12 protein-coding genes are annotated in these 14,714 nt (G+C 39.8%); 3 read left to right on the top strand and 9 right to left on the bottom strand.

What is annotated here, in order from left to right; genetic code table 11:
• Window positions 1-84: 84 nt before the first annotated feature.
• From AOR04_RS17160 to AOR04_RS17120, 9 genes are all read right to left on the bottom strand, one after another.
• Window positions 85-2,481, bottom strand: a complete 2,397-nt coding sequence (locus AOR04_RS17160; protein WP_096793993.1) for a PKD domain-containing protein — start codon at window positions 2,479-2,481, stop codon at window positions 85-87.
• 223 nt (window positions 2,482-2,704) lie between these two features.
• Complete coding sequence (locus AOR04_RS17155; protein ID WP_007377385.1) at window positions 2,705-3,598, bottom strand: hypothetical protein; 894 nt, start codon at window positions 3,596-3,598, stop codon at window positions 2,705-2,707.
• A gap of 206 nt (window positions 3,599-3,804) precedes the next feature.
• A complete protein-coding gene (locus AOR04_RS17150) occupies window positions 3,805-6,336 on the bottom strand; it encodes a TonB-dependent receptor plug domain-containing protein (protein ID WP_096793992.1) in 2,532 nt (843 codons plus the stop codon).
• 268 nt (window positions 6,337-6,604) lie between these two features.
• Complete coding sequence (locus tag AOR04_RS17145; RefSeq protein ID WP_002960196.1) at window positions 6,605-7,450, bottom strand: DUF4198 domain-containing protein; 846 nt, start codon at window positions 7,448-7,450, stop codon at window positions 6,605-6,607.
• A 34-nt stretch (window positions 7,451-7,484) separates the two neighbouring features.
• Window positions 7,485-7,994 carry a DUF2271 domain-containing protein gene (locus tag AOR04_RS17140; protein ID WP_007377389.1) on the bottom strand — a complete coding sequence of 170 codons (510 nt, stop codon included), beginning with the start codon at window positions 7,992-7,994 and terminating at the stop codon, window positions 7,485-7,487.
• On the bottom strand, window positions 7,994-8,626 hold the full coding sequence (locus tag AOR04_RS17135) for a PepSY-associated TM helix domain-containing protein (RefSeq protein WP_007377390.1): 633 nt from the start codon (window positions 8,624-8,626) through the stop codon (window positions 7,994-7,996). Before AOR04_RS17135 ends, AOR04_RS17140 begins: the two co-directional genes overlap by 1 nt.
• A 118-nt stretch (window positions 8,627-8,744) precedes the next feature.
• A complete protein-coding gene (locus AOR04_RS17130) occupies window positions 8,745-9,140 on the bottom strand; it encodes a YbaN family protein (RefSeq protein ID WP_033023731.1) in 396 nt (131 codons plus the stop codon).
• Between the two features lie 279 nt (window positions 9,141-9,419).
• A complete protein-coding gene (locus AOR04_RS17125) occupies window positions 9,420-10,733 on the bottom strand; it encodes a porin (protein WP_096793991.1) in 1,314 nt (437 codons plus the stop codon).
• 97 nt (window positions 10,734-10,830) lie between these two features.
• The gene (locus AOR04_RS17120) at window positions 10,831-11,313 is read right to left on the bottom strand and encodes a MarR family winged helix-turn-helix transcriptional regulator (protein ID WP_007377393.1); all 483 of its coding nucleotides are present in this window, start codon (window positions 11,311-11,313) and stop codon (window positions 10,831-10,833) included.
• A 426-nt stretch (window positions 11,314-11,739) separates the two neighbouring features.
• On the opposite strand from AOR04_RS17120, the gene AOR04_RS17115 reads away from it, so the two are divergent.
• From AOR04_RS17115 to AOR04_RS17105, 3 genes are read left to right on the top strand one after another with little or no spacing between them, the layout of a single operon-like run.
• Window positions 11,740-12,588, top strand: a complete 849-nt coding sequence (locus AOR04_RS17115) for a D-hexose-6-phosphate mutarotase (RefSeq protein ID WP_096793990.1) — start codon at window positions 11,740-11,742, stop codon at window positions 12,586-12,588.
• 36 nt (window positions 12,589-12,624) lie between these two features.
• Window positions 12,625-13,158 carry a PH domain-containing protein gene (locus tag AOR04_RS17110; RefSeq protein WP_096793989.1) on the top strand — a complete coding sequence of 178 codons (534 nt, stop codon included), beginning with the start codon at window positions 12,625-12,627 and terminating at the stop codon, window positions 13,156-13,158.
• Window positions 13,151-14,698 carry a PH domain-containing protein gene (locus tag AOR04_RS17105; RefSeq protein ID WP_096793988.1) on the top strand — a complete coding sequence of 516 codons (1,548 nt, stop codon included), beginning with the start codon at window positions 13,151-13,153 and terminating at the stop codon, window positions 14,696-14,698. The genes AOR04_RS17110 and AOR04_RS17105 overlap by 8 nt, the downstream gene beginning before the upstream one ends.
• Window positions 14,699-14,714: the final 16 nt, after the last annotated feature.

Genomic DNA, 14,714 nt, shown 5'->3' with positions numbered 1-14,714 from the left:
GTTTATTTATCAGTAGTTATAACACTAATGGTTATAACTACTGGGCTAAAAATAGCACTTTATGTTGAAGGGCTTATTTGGGGGCTAAATATTACAAATACTTATAATTGCTGAGCTCGGTTGGCCTGAATCAGAATGGTAAATAGTAATGTTTGAGCTGATTGTATTTTCAACGTTTGTTTCAATTACTGTTACTTCAAATTCGGCAGATGCAGGTAGGTCGATATCTAATTCGCTATCGAGGTAACTACTTCCGCTTTTTTGTAAAGTAAGTGGTTTTGTTTGATCAAAGCTAAATTGAAAGCTATCTGACGCTAAAAGTGTATCTACCATGTTAAAGCGTAGGTTAACGGTGTCGGGGCCTGAAAACTCAGCACACACAAATACTGAAACCTCAACAGCTTGTAAAACGGGCATGCTATTTTGGCCTATATCCACAGTAAAGTTGCTTTGCGTAATTGCTACAGAGTTATATTCCCCAGCTGCAAGCCTTTGATCTGCTGTTGTTATCGTTATTTTTTCACCTTGCGCTAAATTAACCTCTTCATCAAAAAAGCCGTTTGTGTTGGTGCTGTACTGCTGTCCATTAATTGTTAGCTGTGCATTGCTTATAGCCGCTTTTTGCACATTAGTGAGTTGCCCTTTAATACGACCGGTAAGTTGTGCAGAGTTAGTTACTGTAATTGAAAATTGCACACTTTTTGAAAAGCCATCTGCATCAGTTGCTACAACGGTTAGCGTGTAACTACCTGTCATATCGGCGATAAATTCGGTAATACTTTGGTTTGTATTGCTTAAGCTGGTGCTCGAACCTGAAGGGGCTGATAGCGTCCAAGCGTAATCGAGAGTGGTTCCTTCTGGGTCGTAACTTTGGCTTACATCAAATTTAACTGCATTGCCCACTACATCGTAGCGCGATTGCTCCCCCGTGAAGCTAATTACTGGCAATGCGTTTTGTATTACATCAATTGTTAGGGTTTTTGTGTCAGAGAACTGCACGCCATCGTTAGTGCGTAACGAAATAACAACTTGCCCCTCTACTGATGCGCTAAACGTTGGTTTTGATATTGTATTACTGCTAAGCGTTGCTTGGCCTTGCGACGAAATGATTTCCCATTGGTAACTTAGTGGCTGGCCTTCTGGATCGTAACTAGTCGAGGCATCAAGTAAAACTTGTTCATCAACCGTTATGGAGGTTTCATAAGTTACCAAAGTAACAGGCTTTTTATTGCTACTGGCATGCAGTGCTGAGGTTGCTTGGTTTGAACTTAATTGCCCATCAGACACTGTAAGCGCTACAACGTAGTCGCCTTCTTTATCGGCAACAATAGAGGGCGTTGCTGATGTGTTGTTAGTGAGTTGCGATGCACTATTTACAGGCTTGGCTTGTAACTGCCAGTTATAACTCAGCGTATCTCCGTCTGGGTCGCTGCATTGTTGGCACTGCAAAGTGGTTGATTCGTTTAACGTAATATCACGTTCGGATTCAAGTGTTGCTATTGGGGCTTTATTGCTTGTGGTAACAGTTAAAGTAACTGATGCGGTATCACTTTCGTTTTGTTGATCGGTAACAGTGAGTGAAAGCGCGTAATCTCCAGCTGTAGACGCTGAAAACCCAGCGGTATGATTTTGCATGTTTGAAAGAGCCGGCGTGCTGCCCTGGGGTTTTGCTGTAATTGCCCACGCATAACTAAGCGTATCGTTTTTATCGGGATCAGTACTTTGGTTACCGTAAAGTGTAACAACTTCATTTGGAGCAATTGTTTGATTTTCTACGTTTATCACCGCTTGTGGCGATGAATTAGAATTAAGCGATTCACTTTTTATGAGTACGACAGTGCTTGCTGTATCACCTTGTGAATCAGTAACGGTAAGCTCAACTTTAAACTCGCCTATTTCGTCGGCAACAAACTGGCTTTTTACTTGAGTCGCATTTTCAAGCGTTGCATTACTTGCTACGGGCTTGGTAATAAATTGCCATTTGTATTGATTAATGGCGCCGCTGGTTGTGCTACTTTGCGCGCCATTTAAAAGCACAACATCACCTTGTTTAACGGTTTGTGTGCTACCTGCGTTAGCAGTTAGCTGGGTATTTGCAGTAACGGTGAATTGTTTTTGTGCAGGTGCGCTTGAAAGCTTGCCGTCACTCACGGTTAATACTAATTGGTACTCTTGTGCTTCAGATACTGAAAACTCAACGGTACTTTCATTATTAACCGTAATCGGTATTTCTACTTGTTCGTTTTTGCTGGTTAATTGCCATTGATAGGTGAGTGCATCGCCATCGGGGTCGCTACTTTGTGCTGCGCTAAAAACGAGGGTGGTATTTACTTTAAACCCCGATTGCTCGGTGGTGATAACCGCAACAGGCTTTGTGTTAGTGCTGAGCGGTTTAGTTACTGTTTTGGAGTCTGAACCACCAGAGCCACATGCAACAAGCGTGAATAGAGTCGTGATTAGAATTAAGAGTTTCCATTTCATAGTATTAATATCCTTTTAATAAAGTCGAATACTAATATGTACCGAAATTAGCTATAAAGCAAAAAAATAAATCAAAATAGGTACTTTTTATATTATTTTAGGAAATAGTTAACGTGAAGCAGTGCTGCTTTTAAATAACTTATACTTTGAGAGGAGTGCTTTATGCCCAGATTGATAGGGCATAAAGTATATTAAATGGCAGTTGAATAACGCTTAAATAAAGTTAGTCAGCTACTTTTACTGAACCGCTAATATTATCGATACTTACATCGCCCGAGCCCGACTCAGTGATAGTCAGCCCCTTTGCATGATTAACGCGAATATCACCCGAACCATCTTCAATTGTTACGCTTGAACCAATATGCTCAATAAGCAGGTCGCCAGAGTTATCATCAACATTAACTGCACCGCTAATATGGCTTATTACTATATCACCCGATCCATCTTCAACGTTTAGCGAACCGGTTATGTTGCTCACGTGCATTTCGCCAGAACCATCGTCAATAGTTGCATTGCCGCTTACGTTGTTAATGTGAATACTGCCAGATCCATCGGTTAATTCTAAATTACCTGCGATGTTTTCAAGGTTTACTTCACCTGATCCATCGTCAACAGTTAGGTTTTTAGCACCGCTTATCGTTAAATCTCCTGAGCCGTCTTTTACATCAATATTGCTTTGCATAGCACTTATTAAAATGTCGCCAGAGCCATCATCAATATCTAAATTTAGATTACTTGGCACAGTAACCACTAAATTAATACTTGGAGATTGGCCACTGTAAAAGCTAATACCATTACGACTTTTATTTTGGGCAACAAGCTTTGCCTGTTTACCGTCTTGCTCGAGCGTTAGCTCGTATTCGTCTTCAATGTCGGCTGTGTAAATAGTGGCATCAACACTGATGCTGGTGGCCGTTTTTGAGCCTTTTATTTCAAGGCTACCTGCGCCGCTTAACACATTTAAATATTCTAAATTATTGCTTGGCAGTGATAGCTGTTTTGTTTGTTTTACTGAGGCAACGCTTGGCGATATATGAAATACACAGCCACTTAATAATAAAATGCCGCCAATAAGTGAAAGTGGTTTTGTAATGTTAGATACAGTTGATGAGCTCATGTTTAGTCCTTTGGTATTTATTGTTTGTATTTATATAAACAATATAGAGCAAAAATGAGGCCGAAATGTAAGCTGTTGTTTTGTATAGGGTGGTGGTTTTTTATGAAAGTTGAAATACTAATAAGTGGTTAAAATAACTAATTATTAATATAAAAGGATGCGTGATGCATCCTTTTATAATTGCTCTGCTTTTATTAGTAAACTAATTAAAAGCTGTAAGTAATATTACCGTATAAAAAGCGTCCGTCTAATCCGTAAGGTGCATACGGTGTGTACGGGAATATTTGGCCAAAGTCAGAGTAACCAATGTTATCCACGGTTGCTTGTGGGTATTGATCGAACAAGTTGTTTGCACCAACGGCAAATTTCCAATATTCGTCTGGACGGTATGCCACTTCTAAGTCGGTGATCCATTTAGGGTCTAGGTATTCATCGCGATCAGCTGTAGTTGATATATCAGCGACTTCACCATAACGTGTGGCACGAAGCGTTGTTTGCCATTCGTTAAAGTTCCACACTGCTGATAAGTTCCATTTGCTATCTGGCGTGCCCTCTTCAAAGCGGCCTACTTCACGACGTGCAAACACTACGTAGTCGTCACCTAGTGAGTTTAGTTCGCTTGGGTTGTCGTTTACGTGTGTTACTTCGGTATCGTTAAAGTTAGCTGCTACGTTTAAACGTAAATCACCTAAGTTGTCTAAATCTAGATTATAAGTGGCAACTATATCTACACCTTGCGTGCGTGAGTCGATAGCGTTGGTAAAGTAGCGTACGCTTTCGGTATTTAGCTCACCGGCATTTTGTAGTATTTCTACTACGGCATCGCCCTCTAAGTTTTCAGACAATACAATACGGTCATCAATATCAATGCGGTACGCATCTACGGTTAAGCTAAAGCTGCCTTGCGTGTACATAAAGCCCGCAGTAACGTTTACTGACTCTTCAGCATCTAACGGCTGAGCACCGAGTGCTTGCGCTGCGGCTGAATCGGTTGGGAATAGACCAACTTCAAATGGTTGGTTGTTTTCAAGTACGGTTGATATTTGGCGGTACGAGCTTTGCGCTAAAGATGGCGCACGGAAACCGGTGCTAATTGCACCGCGCAGCGATAGGTTTTCAGTAATGCTGTAACGCGAGGCAAGTTTAGAGGTAAATGTGTCGCCAAAGTCGCTGTAATCTTCATAACGACCCGCTAAAACGATATTCCACTTTTCTGTTAAGTAGGTATCAAACTCAACAAATAAAGCGATGTTATGACGGCTTTCGTCAGTCGCACTTTCTGGTCCAAAACCAGCAAGTACTTGCGCGCCACCGGCTGCAATTGGGTTACCATCGCTATCAAGTGCGGTGATGTAAGACGCTTCTTCGCCTTCTTCAATTTTGTAGCTTTCGTGGCGGTATTCAGTACCTACGGTAAAAAATACGTCATCAGGTAAGCCTAAATCAAGTGTGGTATTGGCCGTTGCGTTTACTAAAAACTGATCGTAAACCAATGCACCGTTGTCAAATTCGTTTGGGCTGTCGGCACCTAGTGATGTGTTAATACTATTTATAACACCGAAACCAAAGTCGTTACGGCCGTAGTTGGTACTTACATCCCATGTCCAGTCGTTAGTTTCGCCTTTTAAGCCCAGCGCAAATGAGTAGTCTTGTACGTCTGTTTCAATTTGCGGCAAAAAGCCATCTGGGTACACTTCTAAAACGTTACGGCTGTCTTTTGCACGGCGGTAAAAACCACCTGAATTACCTTCACGCTTTGAGTAGCTACCAAATGAATAAAGGTTTAAGCCGTTATCTAAATCGTAACCCATGTTGTAAAACAACGCGTAATCTTCAAGGTCGGCTTTACCAAAGCGGTGGTTGTAACGATCGATAGTAAATTCGCGTGGGTCTAGGCTGCCATCATCAAGGCGGCTGTATTGTTCGCGAGGGTCAAAGCCTGAGCGTTGAGTTGAGTCGTTATCACGGTATTCAATTGATACGTTTACAAAGCCGTTATCAGATAACGCAAAACCAGAGTTTGCGCTAACAGTGCGTGTTGCACCGTCGTTTACTTCTCTGTCGCCACCGGTATTAAACGCTAAGTCGCCGTTAGCATCTGCATAGGTGCTTTCTAGCTGAGGTACGCCAGCCATTTGAGTGTCGTATTTACCGTACGTTACGCTAACGCTGCCGCCTTCTGAGGCATCTTTAAGTACAATGTTAATTACCCCTGCAATTGCATCAGAACCGTACTGTGCGGCTGCGCCATCACGTAGTACTTCAACACGCTTAATGGCTGATGTTGGAATCATGTTCAAATCAACAGCGGTAGAGCCTCGACCAACAACACCTGCTAAGTTTAATAGCGCACCGGCATGGCGGCGCTTACCGTTTATAAGTACTAATGTGTGATCGGGTGCTAATCCACGTAAAACAGCTGGTTTTGCATGGTCAGTACCATCACCCATAGTGGCACTTGGGTAGTTAAAGCTAGGTACTTGGTTTGCTAGTATTTGGCTTATTTCTAGCTGACCCGTACTTTGCATATCACCGCTGGTAATAATATCTACAGGTACTGAGCTTTCGGCAATACTGCGTAAGCTTCTGCGAGTACCGGTAACCGAAATCACTTCGATATTCTTTTCTGCTTGATTATCTTGCTCTGCGGCAACGGCCATAGAGTAAGGTGTGCTAAGTGCAGTGGTAACGGCCAAGCTAAGTGCTAGTTTATTTGCAGATAAACGCTTAAAAGTCATTAATTGTTCCCCAAGAGCTGCTAGTCGAAAAGGAGCGCATCATATAGAAGCGACTATCCTAGTGCAAAGATAAAAACTATCTAAGATATTCTAAGTTGTTAACAAGTAAGGTCACTGTCTACGCGCGATATAGGCGTTTGGATCGTTGTAGTTGCAATCTTGTGTCGAATGGTTGCGAATTCAAGGGGATTTTAGATAAAAGTTAGTAAGACGTAAAAAGGCCAAGCAAATGCTTGGCCTTTCAATTTTTTAAATTTAGTAATTTAAATTATTCAGGGGCAACTTCAAGCGTTGTAAATAATGCATAACGTCCTGCATCTACGCCTTCTTCATTTACGGTAACCTTGTTAGAGGTTTCGATTAGGTATAGGCCTGGCTCTTTCCACGTAATTGTAAACATACCGTCTTTATCGGTCGTTACTTTTACTTCGCCACGCTCGTTACGGTAGCGTGTGTCGCCTTTTAAAATACTTACTTCAACGCCTTCACCAGCAGATTTACCATCTTGTAGTAACTGAAAACGTGCTTGTTCACCTACAAATAAATCGTTTGGATGCGTTGGACCGCTAAGCTCTAAGCCTAAACCTAACTGTGCAGGTTTTGAGGTGCCATTTCGGCTTACAAATGTATCTACTGTTGAAACAACCTTCGTTGTCGTTACATCTTTTGCATTGCTAGGTAACTCAGCTTCTGTTTTTTTACCAAATACGCGCTTGCGCTTACCTTCTTCATTTTTGTAGAAGGTCATGTACATTGGCTTTTGGGTCATTGCAATGTGGTAAGTGCCTTGCTCTGTTAAGCTTACCGCAGCTGAGCTTTTACGCTTTAAGTAATAAGCACGAATGGTGTCGCTTACTGGCTCACCATTAGGTGCAAGTGCCATTAATAATGTGTCGTCGTACTCGGCGCCTTTTTCTTTAGGTTTAAAGGCTTTGTCTGGTGCAAACATTTCGTTAGAGATACTAGCGTCAATCATTACGTAATGCGCTTTATCGCCTGATAAAGATGTATGCGAAGGTAGTAACCAACGTCCGTGTGCACTTGCTGAAGTTGACACTAAAGCAGATAAGCTCAATGCGCCGATTAATGCGGTTTTTAATAAATTAATTTTCATTGTATTTCCTTAAATTCAAATGATTAAGTAGCAGCTACTTAGTGCTTACAGTGACGAAGCTTTTAGAAAACTCGTTTTTACCATCAATTGTTAGTTTGCCTGATTTAGTTAAATCGAGCTCAACGCGGGTGTAGTCTCTGCCGCCTTCTTCGCGTACAACTTCAATATTTAGTAAGTATTTACCTGGTTTTACTGGGTTACCGTCTAAATCATTACCTTGCCAATTTATGGTGTAAGTACCTGCGCGTTTTGTTGCGCCGCTAATGCCGTCAAAGTTGGCATCGCTTTTACCAGCTTTACGCCACCATTGGCGTAAGTCTTTAAACCATTCTGCTTTTTGCACCCAAAGTGCAAGCGTTGTAACGTGTTTGCGCTCTGGTGTTTCAAGCCAAACTGCAACGTATGGGCGGTGATACGGTTGTACTTCTAAGTCGGGAAGCGTTAATTCAACCTCTAGCTGTGGTGTTTGCGCATGCGCCGTTGTTTGAAAAAACGCAGCTACGAGCAGTAATGCGGTGCTTATAAATAATTTAAATTTAACCATTAAGACACTCCTTTTATTTGTGGAACCCAACATAAATATATAACCAGTGGAGTTGCCACTCCCAGTAAAGTTATCCATATTCCTGCTAAGCGTTTTTTTCTATTTTGAAACAAAATAATCATGCCGGTGATGGCAAATAAAATCATTAGTACGGCAGATATATCAATTACCCAACTCCATACTTCACCGCTGTGGCGGCCTTTATGTAAGTCGCCAATAAGGCTTAAAAAGCCACCTGTTTGGTAATCAAGATTTAGCTCGCCAGTTGTAAAATCAAGCTCTGCGTAGGCAAACCCAGCAGGCAGTGGGTAGTCGAGCATGACAAGCGCGTCTTCTTTTTCCCACTCAATGCTTTTTACTTTTGTAAGTGAATATTGCTCGGCTAGGTAAGCTTCTATTTCAGGGTAAAGCGTTGGTAGCGTATTTAGCTGTTCATTGGCTTTGGTAACTAGCTCTGCTGGAATTGTTGCAGTTACTTGACCGTTATCTTTATCGTTTTTAAGCCAATCAATATGGTTGAGCACAATGCCGCTAACGCAAAACAAAATAAGCAGAAAAAATAAAGCTGTAGAAATATAAATATGTAGAGCGCGACTTGTACTATACAAAGTTCGCTTATTAATAAACGCCATAAATAGTTTAATATTGTAAAATTTACAACATGATAATGATTTGCATTAGTCATTACAAATTTACTTACTTAACTTTACATTAAGATTTTACAAGTGGAGGGTATTTGTAGGTATACGTTTAGTACTTAGGTGGAGTAGAGGGCCTTAAGATAAGGTAAATCATTACCGATATTTCTATCGCTGCAACGAGGTAAATAACCCAAATCGGGGCAGTAGAGTACAGTAAAAATATAAACCCAATTAACATGCCAATGGCGGCATAACATTTTGCTTTAACGGGAACCACTTTGTGAGCTTGCCACTGTTGTAATGTAGCCCCATAACGAGGATGGTTAAGTAACCAGTGTTCTAGCGCGGGCGATGAGCGAGTAAAACAAGTGAGCGCTAAAATGAAAAATATAGTGGTGGGCATAACAGGCAGTACAATGCCAATAATACCAAGTGCAACCAGTATCAGCCCTAGCATTTTTAGCCATAAATTTTTATAACAAACAAAGGCTGCTCTTATATTCACTTATGCTCATTTTGTTTAATTACGGATACATTAAATTGTAGGCTAATTGAGGCGTAATTCGAAGTACTTATGCCAATTTTATTAAAAACATGATGATTATATAGTATTAAATAGTGGACTCATTTCGTTAAAAATTTTTGCTTGGTTTTAGTGCGGTTTTTTATCATTTAATAGACCAAATATATAAGCAGATTGGTATGAAATAACAACAGCACGCAATAAAAAAGGACAAATGTACTTTGCCCTTTTTTATTGTTGAATAGATTATGTGCGACTTTTTTAGAAATAGTAACCTAAATTTATATTGAAGCGACGCTCTGTATCGCCATCTCCTATCATTGTTCCGCCAATAAATGGCTGGTTACGCGCTTGAACATAATCAAAGTAGGTAAAAAAGGCACCGGCCGATACACTCACACCTGTTATATTCATCCACGTATTGGCGCTATCGTCTGATTTGTCGTATATGGTGCTGTAGTCGTTATAAAATTGTAGGGCATTTACAGGCCCCCATTCTACCGAATAATTGTAGGCAACGTTAAGGCTAGACATAGTTGCCTCGCTTGAAATCGTATCGTAATAGGCATAGGCTGCAACCGAAATACGGTCACTTTGATCGTCTAAGTCGTAGTCATACTCGCCATGTTGAAGCTGAATATTCCAGTTATTAATCTGACTATCAAGGTGTACAGCCCATGCACCATAACTACCTGCTCGATCTACACCGTCATGTAAGCCGCCACTGAGTAGTGAAATACCAATATCTGTTGTTATGTTTTTATTGTGCTTAATTTGATATGTTGCACGCCCAGCAAAGGTATTGTACTCACCAAGCTCATTAGCTGGTTCTGCATATGTTCCTTCGCTTGCACTGCGGCTACCAACAATATCATAAGAATAACGATGGCTTTTATCTGATGCTGATCCGTCAACACCGCCAAGCTCGTCATTTTTGAAAAAGCCTAAGTCTAATTTCCAGTTATCTTTCAATTTGCGTTTAACGACAACACCTAAATCAAAATCATCTTCTAGGCCAATATAATAGTTGCTGCTAAAAAAGTAGTTATGAGAATTATAAGGACCGTTACCAAATGGCACTTGTGTAATGCCTGCTTGCGCTTCCCAATCATTTGTAAACTCATAACCTAGATAGGCATATTTAATTACGGTCATATAATCAAAAAAGCGAATTTCACCATTTACTGAGATATCGTTAATTTTTCCTGATACATTTAAACGAAAAATATCAAAATCGAAATCACCGTCACGATCTTTATTATCTTCATCGTATGAGGCCACGCTATAGTTAGCGCGAATTGCACCACCGAATTTAATACCGTCGTCTTTTTTTACTGGCTCTACAATAGTTGCTGTTTGCTGGGCCTTTTTACTGATTTTAGCAACTTGCTCTTCATGCTTTTTGTTGATTTTCTGTTGTTTGGATTTCTCTTCGATTAATTGATTTTCGAGCAGTTGCATTTGCTGTTTTAGTTGTTTTAATTGGTTTTGAAGGGTGTCGAGGTCCGTGGCGTAAGAAGTGCCAGTAACACCACTTAAAATTAATGCTAACGTTAATTTAGAGAGTTTAGTCATAGTAGCTGCTCAGATGTTGATTAAAAAATAAAAAATTCAAGGCGTCAAAAAACGCCTTACGTTTAGAGTAAGTACAAAACTTATGTGTTTTTATTATTTATTCTTTAGGAGCTTGAGTCAGCGCACCAACTTCTAGTAGGGGAGATGCATCTAATTTGTCAGCATCCATCATTGCGGCTACGCGCTGCATTGACGAGAGTAAAAGACTCTGTTCCCATTCAGCAAGTGCAGAGAACTTTTCAATAAAGTGTTCTTGCAATGGCTGAGGTGCTTTTTCAAGTAACTCTTTTCCTTTTTCTGTGAGGTATAAGCTCACTCGTCGTTTATCCATTTGACTGCGTACGCGTGTTACTAAATCTCTACTTTCGATTCTATCGAGAATATTTGTGACGGTTGCTGGGCTTAAATTGACATTTTGAGCAATACGACTGGCAGTTATGCCGTTTGTTTGGGAAACTTCCTGCATAATAAGCAGTTGTGGCCCTGTTAAACCCGCTGTTTTATTTAGTTGCTTAGAGTGCAAATCAATCGCACGGATCACTTTACGTAAAGAAACTAATAACTCGTCATATTTCTGCATTTTTTATCTCGTCGAAAAAGCAATAGCTTGCCGTAATCGCGAAATGTTACACATCAAATAAATTGAATTCAAATTATATATTGTATTTCAACCCGCTTTTATTGGTTTTTAATGCTTAGAGCAGAAACTAATGTAAAATTATATTGTTCAAAATTTATTAAATATTCTTAGCATCTTGTATACATTAAGTTGCGCACAGTACGTAGGTTGTGAATAATTGGCAAGTCTTATTACATAGACTTTAGTATTATTCATTTACAGCTGTTAGTACAAAGTAATTGTTTGTGAGTTTACTGTAGATGTATTAATCGGCAATGAACAAATTCAGCAATCAATATTTAATATCAATAGCGTATACTTTAAGTATGCATTATTGTTTTTGCACAAATATTAAAAATCTTTAGTATCAGTATTATAGGGGAAGGTATGAAATTATCGCCATCAGTTAGCATTGAGCAAAGCGAAACCGGTCTTGAGTTTATTAAAATAGCTAGTGCAAAGTGCGATGCAAAAATATTTTTGCAAGGTGGGCAAATTACCGAGTTTATTCCTAAAAATAACAAGCCGCTTATTTGGGTGTCACAGAGCGAAACCTATCAAGAAGGTGTAAGTATTCGAGGTGGTATTCCAATTTGTTGGCCATGGTTTGGTACACATGCTAATGATGGATGGCCAGCCCATGGTTTTGCGCGCACAAGCGTATGGCAAGCCGATGAAGTACACGAATCTGATGAGCAAATTACAGTTAGTTTAAAGCTACCCATGAAGCTTGTTAATACGACGTATTGGCCGCATCAGTCAGCATTAAAAGTTGAGTTTGTATTAAGCGATAAATTACAGGTTCGCTTGACGACCACTAACTTAGGGAGTGTACCATTTAGCTTTACTCAAGCGCTGCATACCTATTTTCCTACCTCAGACATTACAAATACTCATGTCGATGGGTTGCAAGGCGCGCAATATGTTGAGTTTAGTGAGGGGCCATTTGTACAACATGGCATTGTAAGCTTTGAGCGCGAAACCGACATGGTTTATACACAAGCAAATACAGAGCAAACCATTAATACGCCAGAAGGTGTTATTAATGTGAGCCGCGAAAATTCAAGTTCGTGTGTACTGTGGAACCCATGGATAGAAAAATCAAAACGCTTATCTAATTTTGCTGATGATGAATATAAAACAATGCTCTGCCTAGAGGCCGCTAATGTTTTAGGCGATAAAGTAACGCTTGAGCCAAAACAAAGCCACACCTTAATAACCACCATTAGTTGGTAAGCCAGTCATAATTAAAAGCAGAAATAGGGACAAATAGTGTTTAACAATCAACAAATAATGGATTTACCAAAGCATAGTGATATTAGCTTTAAGCCATTGGCTGATAAAGCCTTATTACATACACAGCTTAGCTCGCTTCTGTTTTATATTCCGCTAATTGGAGCGCTTATTGCTGTTTGTTATTTTAATGAAGCCTTTGCTAATAATGCACAAACGTATTTGCTAATTGGTATGCCAATTTTGGTAGCCGTATCTATGGCGTACAACATAATAAGTGTGAGGCTGCGAGGTTTTGCAGTGCGAGATCATGACATTGCTTTTAAAAAAGGCGTTATTTGGCAACAAGTGACGGTATTACCTTTAGCACGTGTACAGCATATGGAAATACACCAAGGGCCAATAGAGCGAAAACTTAGTCTTGCGAGCATTAAATTATTTAGCGCTGGCGGTGTAAGTGCCGATTTACAAATTAGTGGGCTAACCCATGATGATTGTAAAAATATGCGCCAATTTGTACAAAATTACCGTCAAGACGACGCAACTACTCAGGCAACTTTAGTCGATGAGTAATACAACTATCGAAGATAAAGCGAGCCCTATTTACTGGCAAAAAGTATCGCCCTGGGCACTTTTATACTTTGTTGTGCACTTTAGTGTGCGGTTTGTAAAAGATGGCCTTTTAAACTTACTGCCCATGCTTGTGGTGTTTGTTACTCAAGTAGAAAATAAATTATTTTGGGCACAGGTTGCAGGCGGTATTGCACTAATTTTGCTACTTGTTTACTCATTTTTATATTATTTAAATTTTAAGTTTAGTATTAGTAGCGACAACGAAATATTGCTTAACAAAGGTGTATTTAAAAAAGAGCGACTTACGCTTAAATTTGGCCGCGTGCAAAACGTTAATATTGCCGAGCCGTTTTATTTTACCCCCGTAAACTTAGTTAATTGTATTTTTGATGCCGCAGGCAGTGTGTCACAAGAAGTTGTTTTACCTGGCGTCACTCAAGATTACGCACAGCAAATGCGTAAACAAATATTTGATTTTAAAGCGCAGCAACAGCAAGAAATACAAAATACTGAACAAAGCGAAACAGACACTATCGAAAACAGCCTAAGCATTAGCAATAAAGAAATAGCCAAATTTGGTTTAATGTCGAATATGGCTATTTTAGCAATCGCTGCTGTTGCCCCTTTTATAAACCTGATTGTTGATTTTTTAGAGAAGCAAATTATTGCGAAAGTAGAAGGCTTTTATCAACAAGAGCTTGGTATGCTGGCAAGTGCTGCTACTTTTGCGATGATCACCTTAATTGTTTTGCTAGTTTTGGTCGCTGTGATGCTATCGGTGACTATGTCGCTTATTCGTTTTTATAACTTTGAGCTTTATTTTAAAGGTCAAAAGTTTAAACGTATTGCTGGCTTGTTAGAGCGCCATCAGCTTTCTATGAGCATGGACAAGGTGCAATCTATTGTTATTAAACAAAACCTAATGGGGCGATTACTAAAGCGATTTACCGTTGAGTGCTTGCAAGCAAGTAGCGGCGGAATAGCAGCCGGTGTTGCAGCTAAAAAAAATAAACAAACCTTAGTATTACCAGTATTAAATAGCGAACAAGTTGATAGTGTATGCCAGTGGATTTACCCGTGGTTTAATAGTAAAAAACTCGCTTTTAAGCGCGCAGAACGAGCGCTTTTGTATAAAAATTTAGGCTTTTACTCACTTTTACCCAGTGCACTCGTGTTTGGCTTTTGTTTTATTGCTGATATTAATACTTTGATAAGCCTTGGTGTTTTGGTGGTGCTTTCTGGCTTGGTAACTTTGTCGTATCAGCGTTATGGTTATTACATGCATGAGGATAATGGCCGATATTACATGGTTGTACGCAAAGGTATGATTGGCGTTCATTACCGTGTTTTTGAGCTTTATAAAGCGCAAAGTGCACGCAGTATAAGTACGTACTTAATGAGAAAATCAGGCTTAAAAAGCCTGTATATACAACTTGCTTCGGGCTTTGCATTTATGCCCTATATAAAGCAGCAAGATGCTGACTTTATTATTGATTTTACAATCAAACAGATTGAGTCAGATACTCGCAGCTGGATGTAAATCACCCTAATAAAAC

The organism is Pseudoalteromonas sp. 1_2015MBL_MicDiv (genome assembly GCF_002407505.1).
GTDB lineage: Bacteria > Pseudomonadota > Gammaproteobacteria > Enterobacterales > Alteromonadaceae > Pseudoalteromonas > Pseudoalteromonas fuliginea.
Note: the sequence above shows the minus strand (reverse complement) of the source record. Positions and strands in the feature narration are given on the sequence as shown.

Bases quoted from the DNA above. Each gene is read 5' to 3' on its own strand.
- AOR04_RS17160 (WP_096793993.1), bottom strand. From the start codon at position 2,481: ATGAAATGGAAACTCTTAATTCTAATCACGACTCTATTCACGCTTGTT.
- AOR04_RS17135 (WP_007377390.1), bottom strand. From the start codon at position 8,626: ATGGCGTTTATTAATAAGCGAACTTTGTATAGTACAAGTCGCGCTCTA.
- AOR04_RS17150 (WP_096793992.1), bottom strand. From the start codon at position 6,336: ATGACTTTTAAGCGTTTATCTGCAAATAAACTAGCACTTAGCTTGGCC.
- AOR04_RS17155 (WP_007377385.1), bottom strand. From the start codon at position 3,598: ATGAGCTCATCAACTGTATCTAACATTACAAAACCACTTTCACTTATT.
- AOR04_RS17145 (WP_002960196.1), bottom strand. From the start codon at position 7,450: ATGAAAATTAATTTATTAAAAACCGCATTAATCGGCGCATTGAGCTTA.
- AOR04_RS17125 (WP_096793991.1), bottom strand. From the start codon at position 10,733: ATGACTAAACTCTCTAAATTAACGTTAGCATTAATTTTAAGTGGTGTT.
- AOR04_RS17105 (WP_096793988.1), top strand. From the start codon at position 13,151: ATGAGTAATACAACTATCGAAGATAAAGCGAGCCCTATTTACTGGCAA.
- AOR04_RS17140 (WP_007377389.1), bottom strand. From the start codon at position 7,994: ATGGTTAAATTTAAATTATTTATAAGCACCGCATTACTGCTCGTAGCT.
- AOR04_RS17115 (WP_096793990.1), top strand. From the start codon at position 11,740: ATGAAATTATCGCCATCAGTTAGCATTGAGCAAAGCGAAACCGGTCTT.
- AOR04_RS17120 (WP_007377393.1), bottom strand. From the start codon at position 11,313: ATGCAGAAATATGACGAGTTATTAGTTTCTTTACGTAAAGTGATCCGT.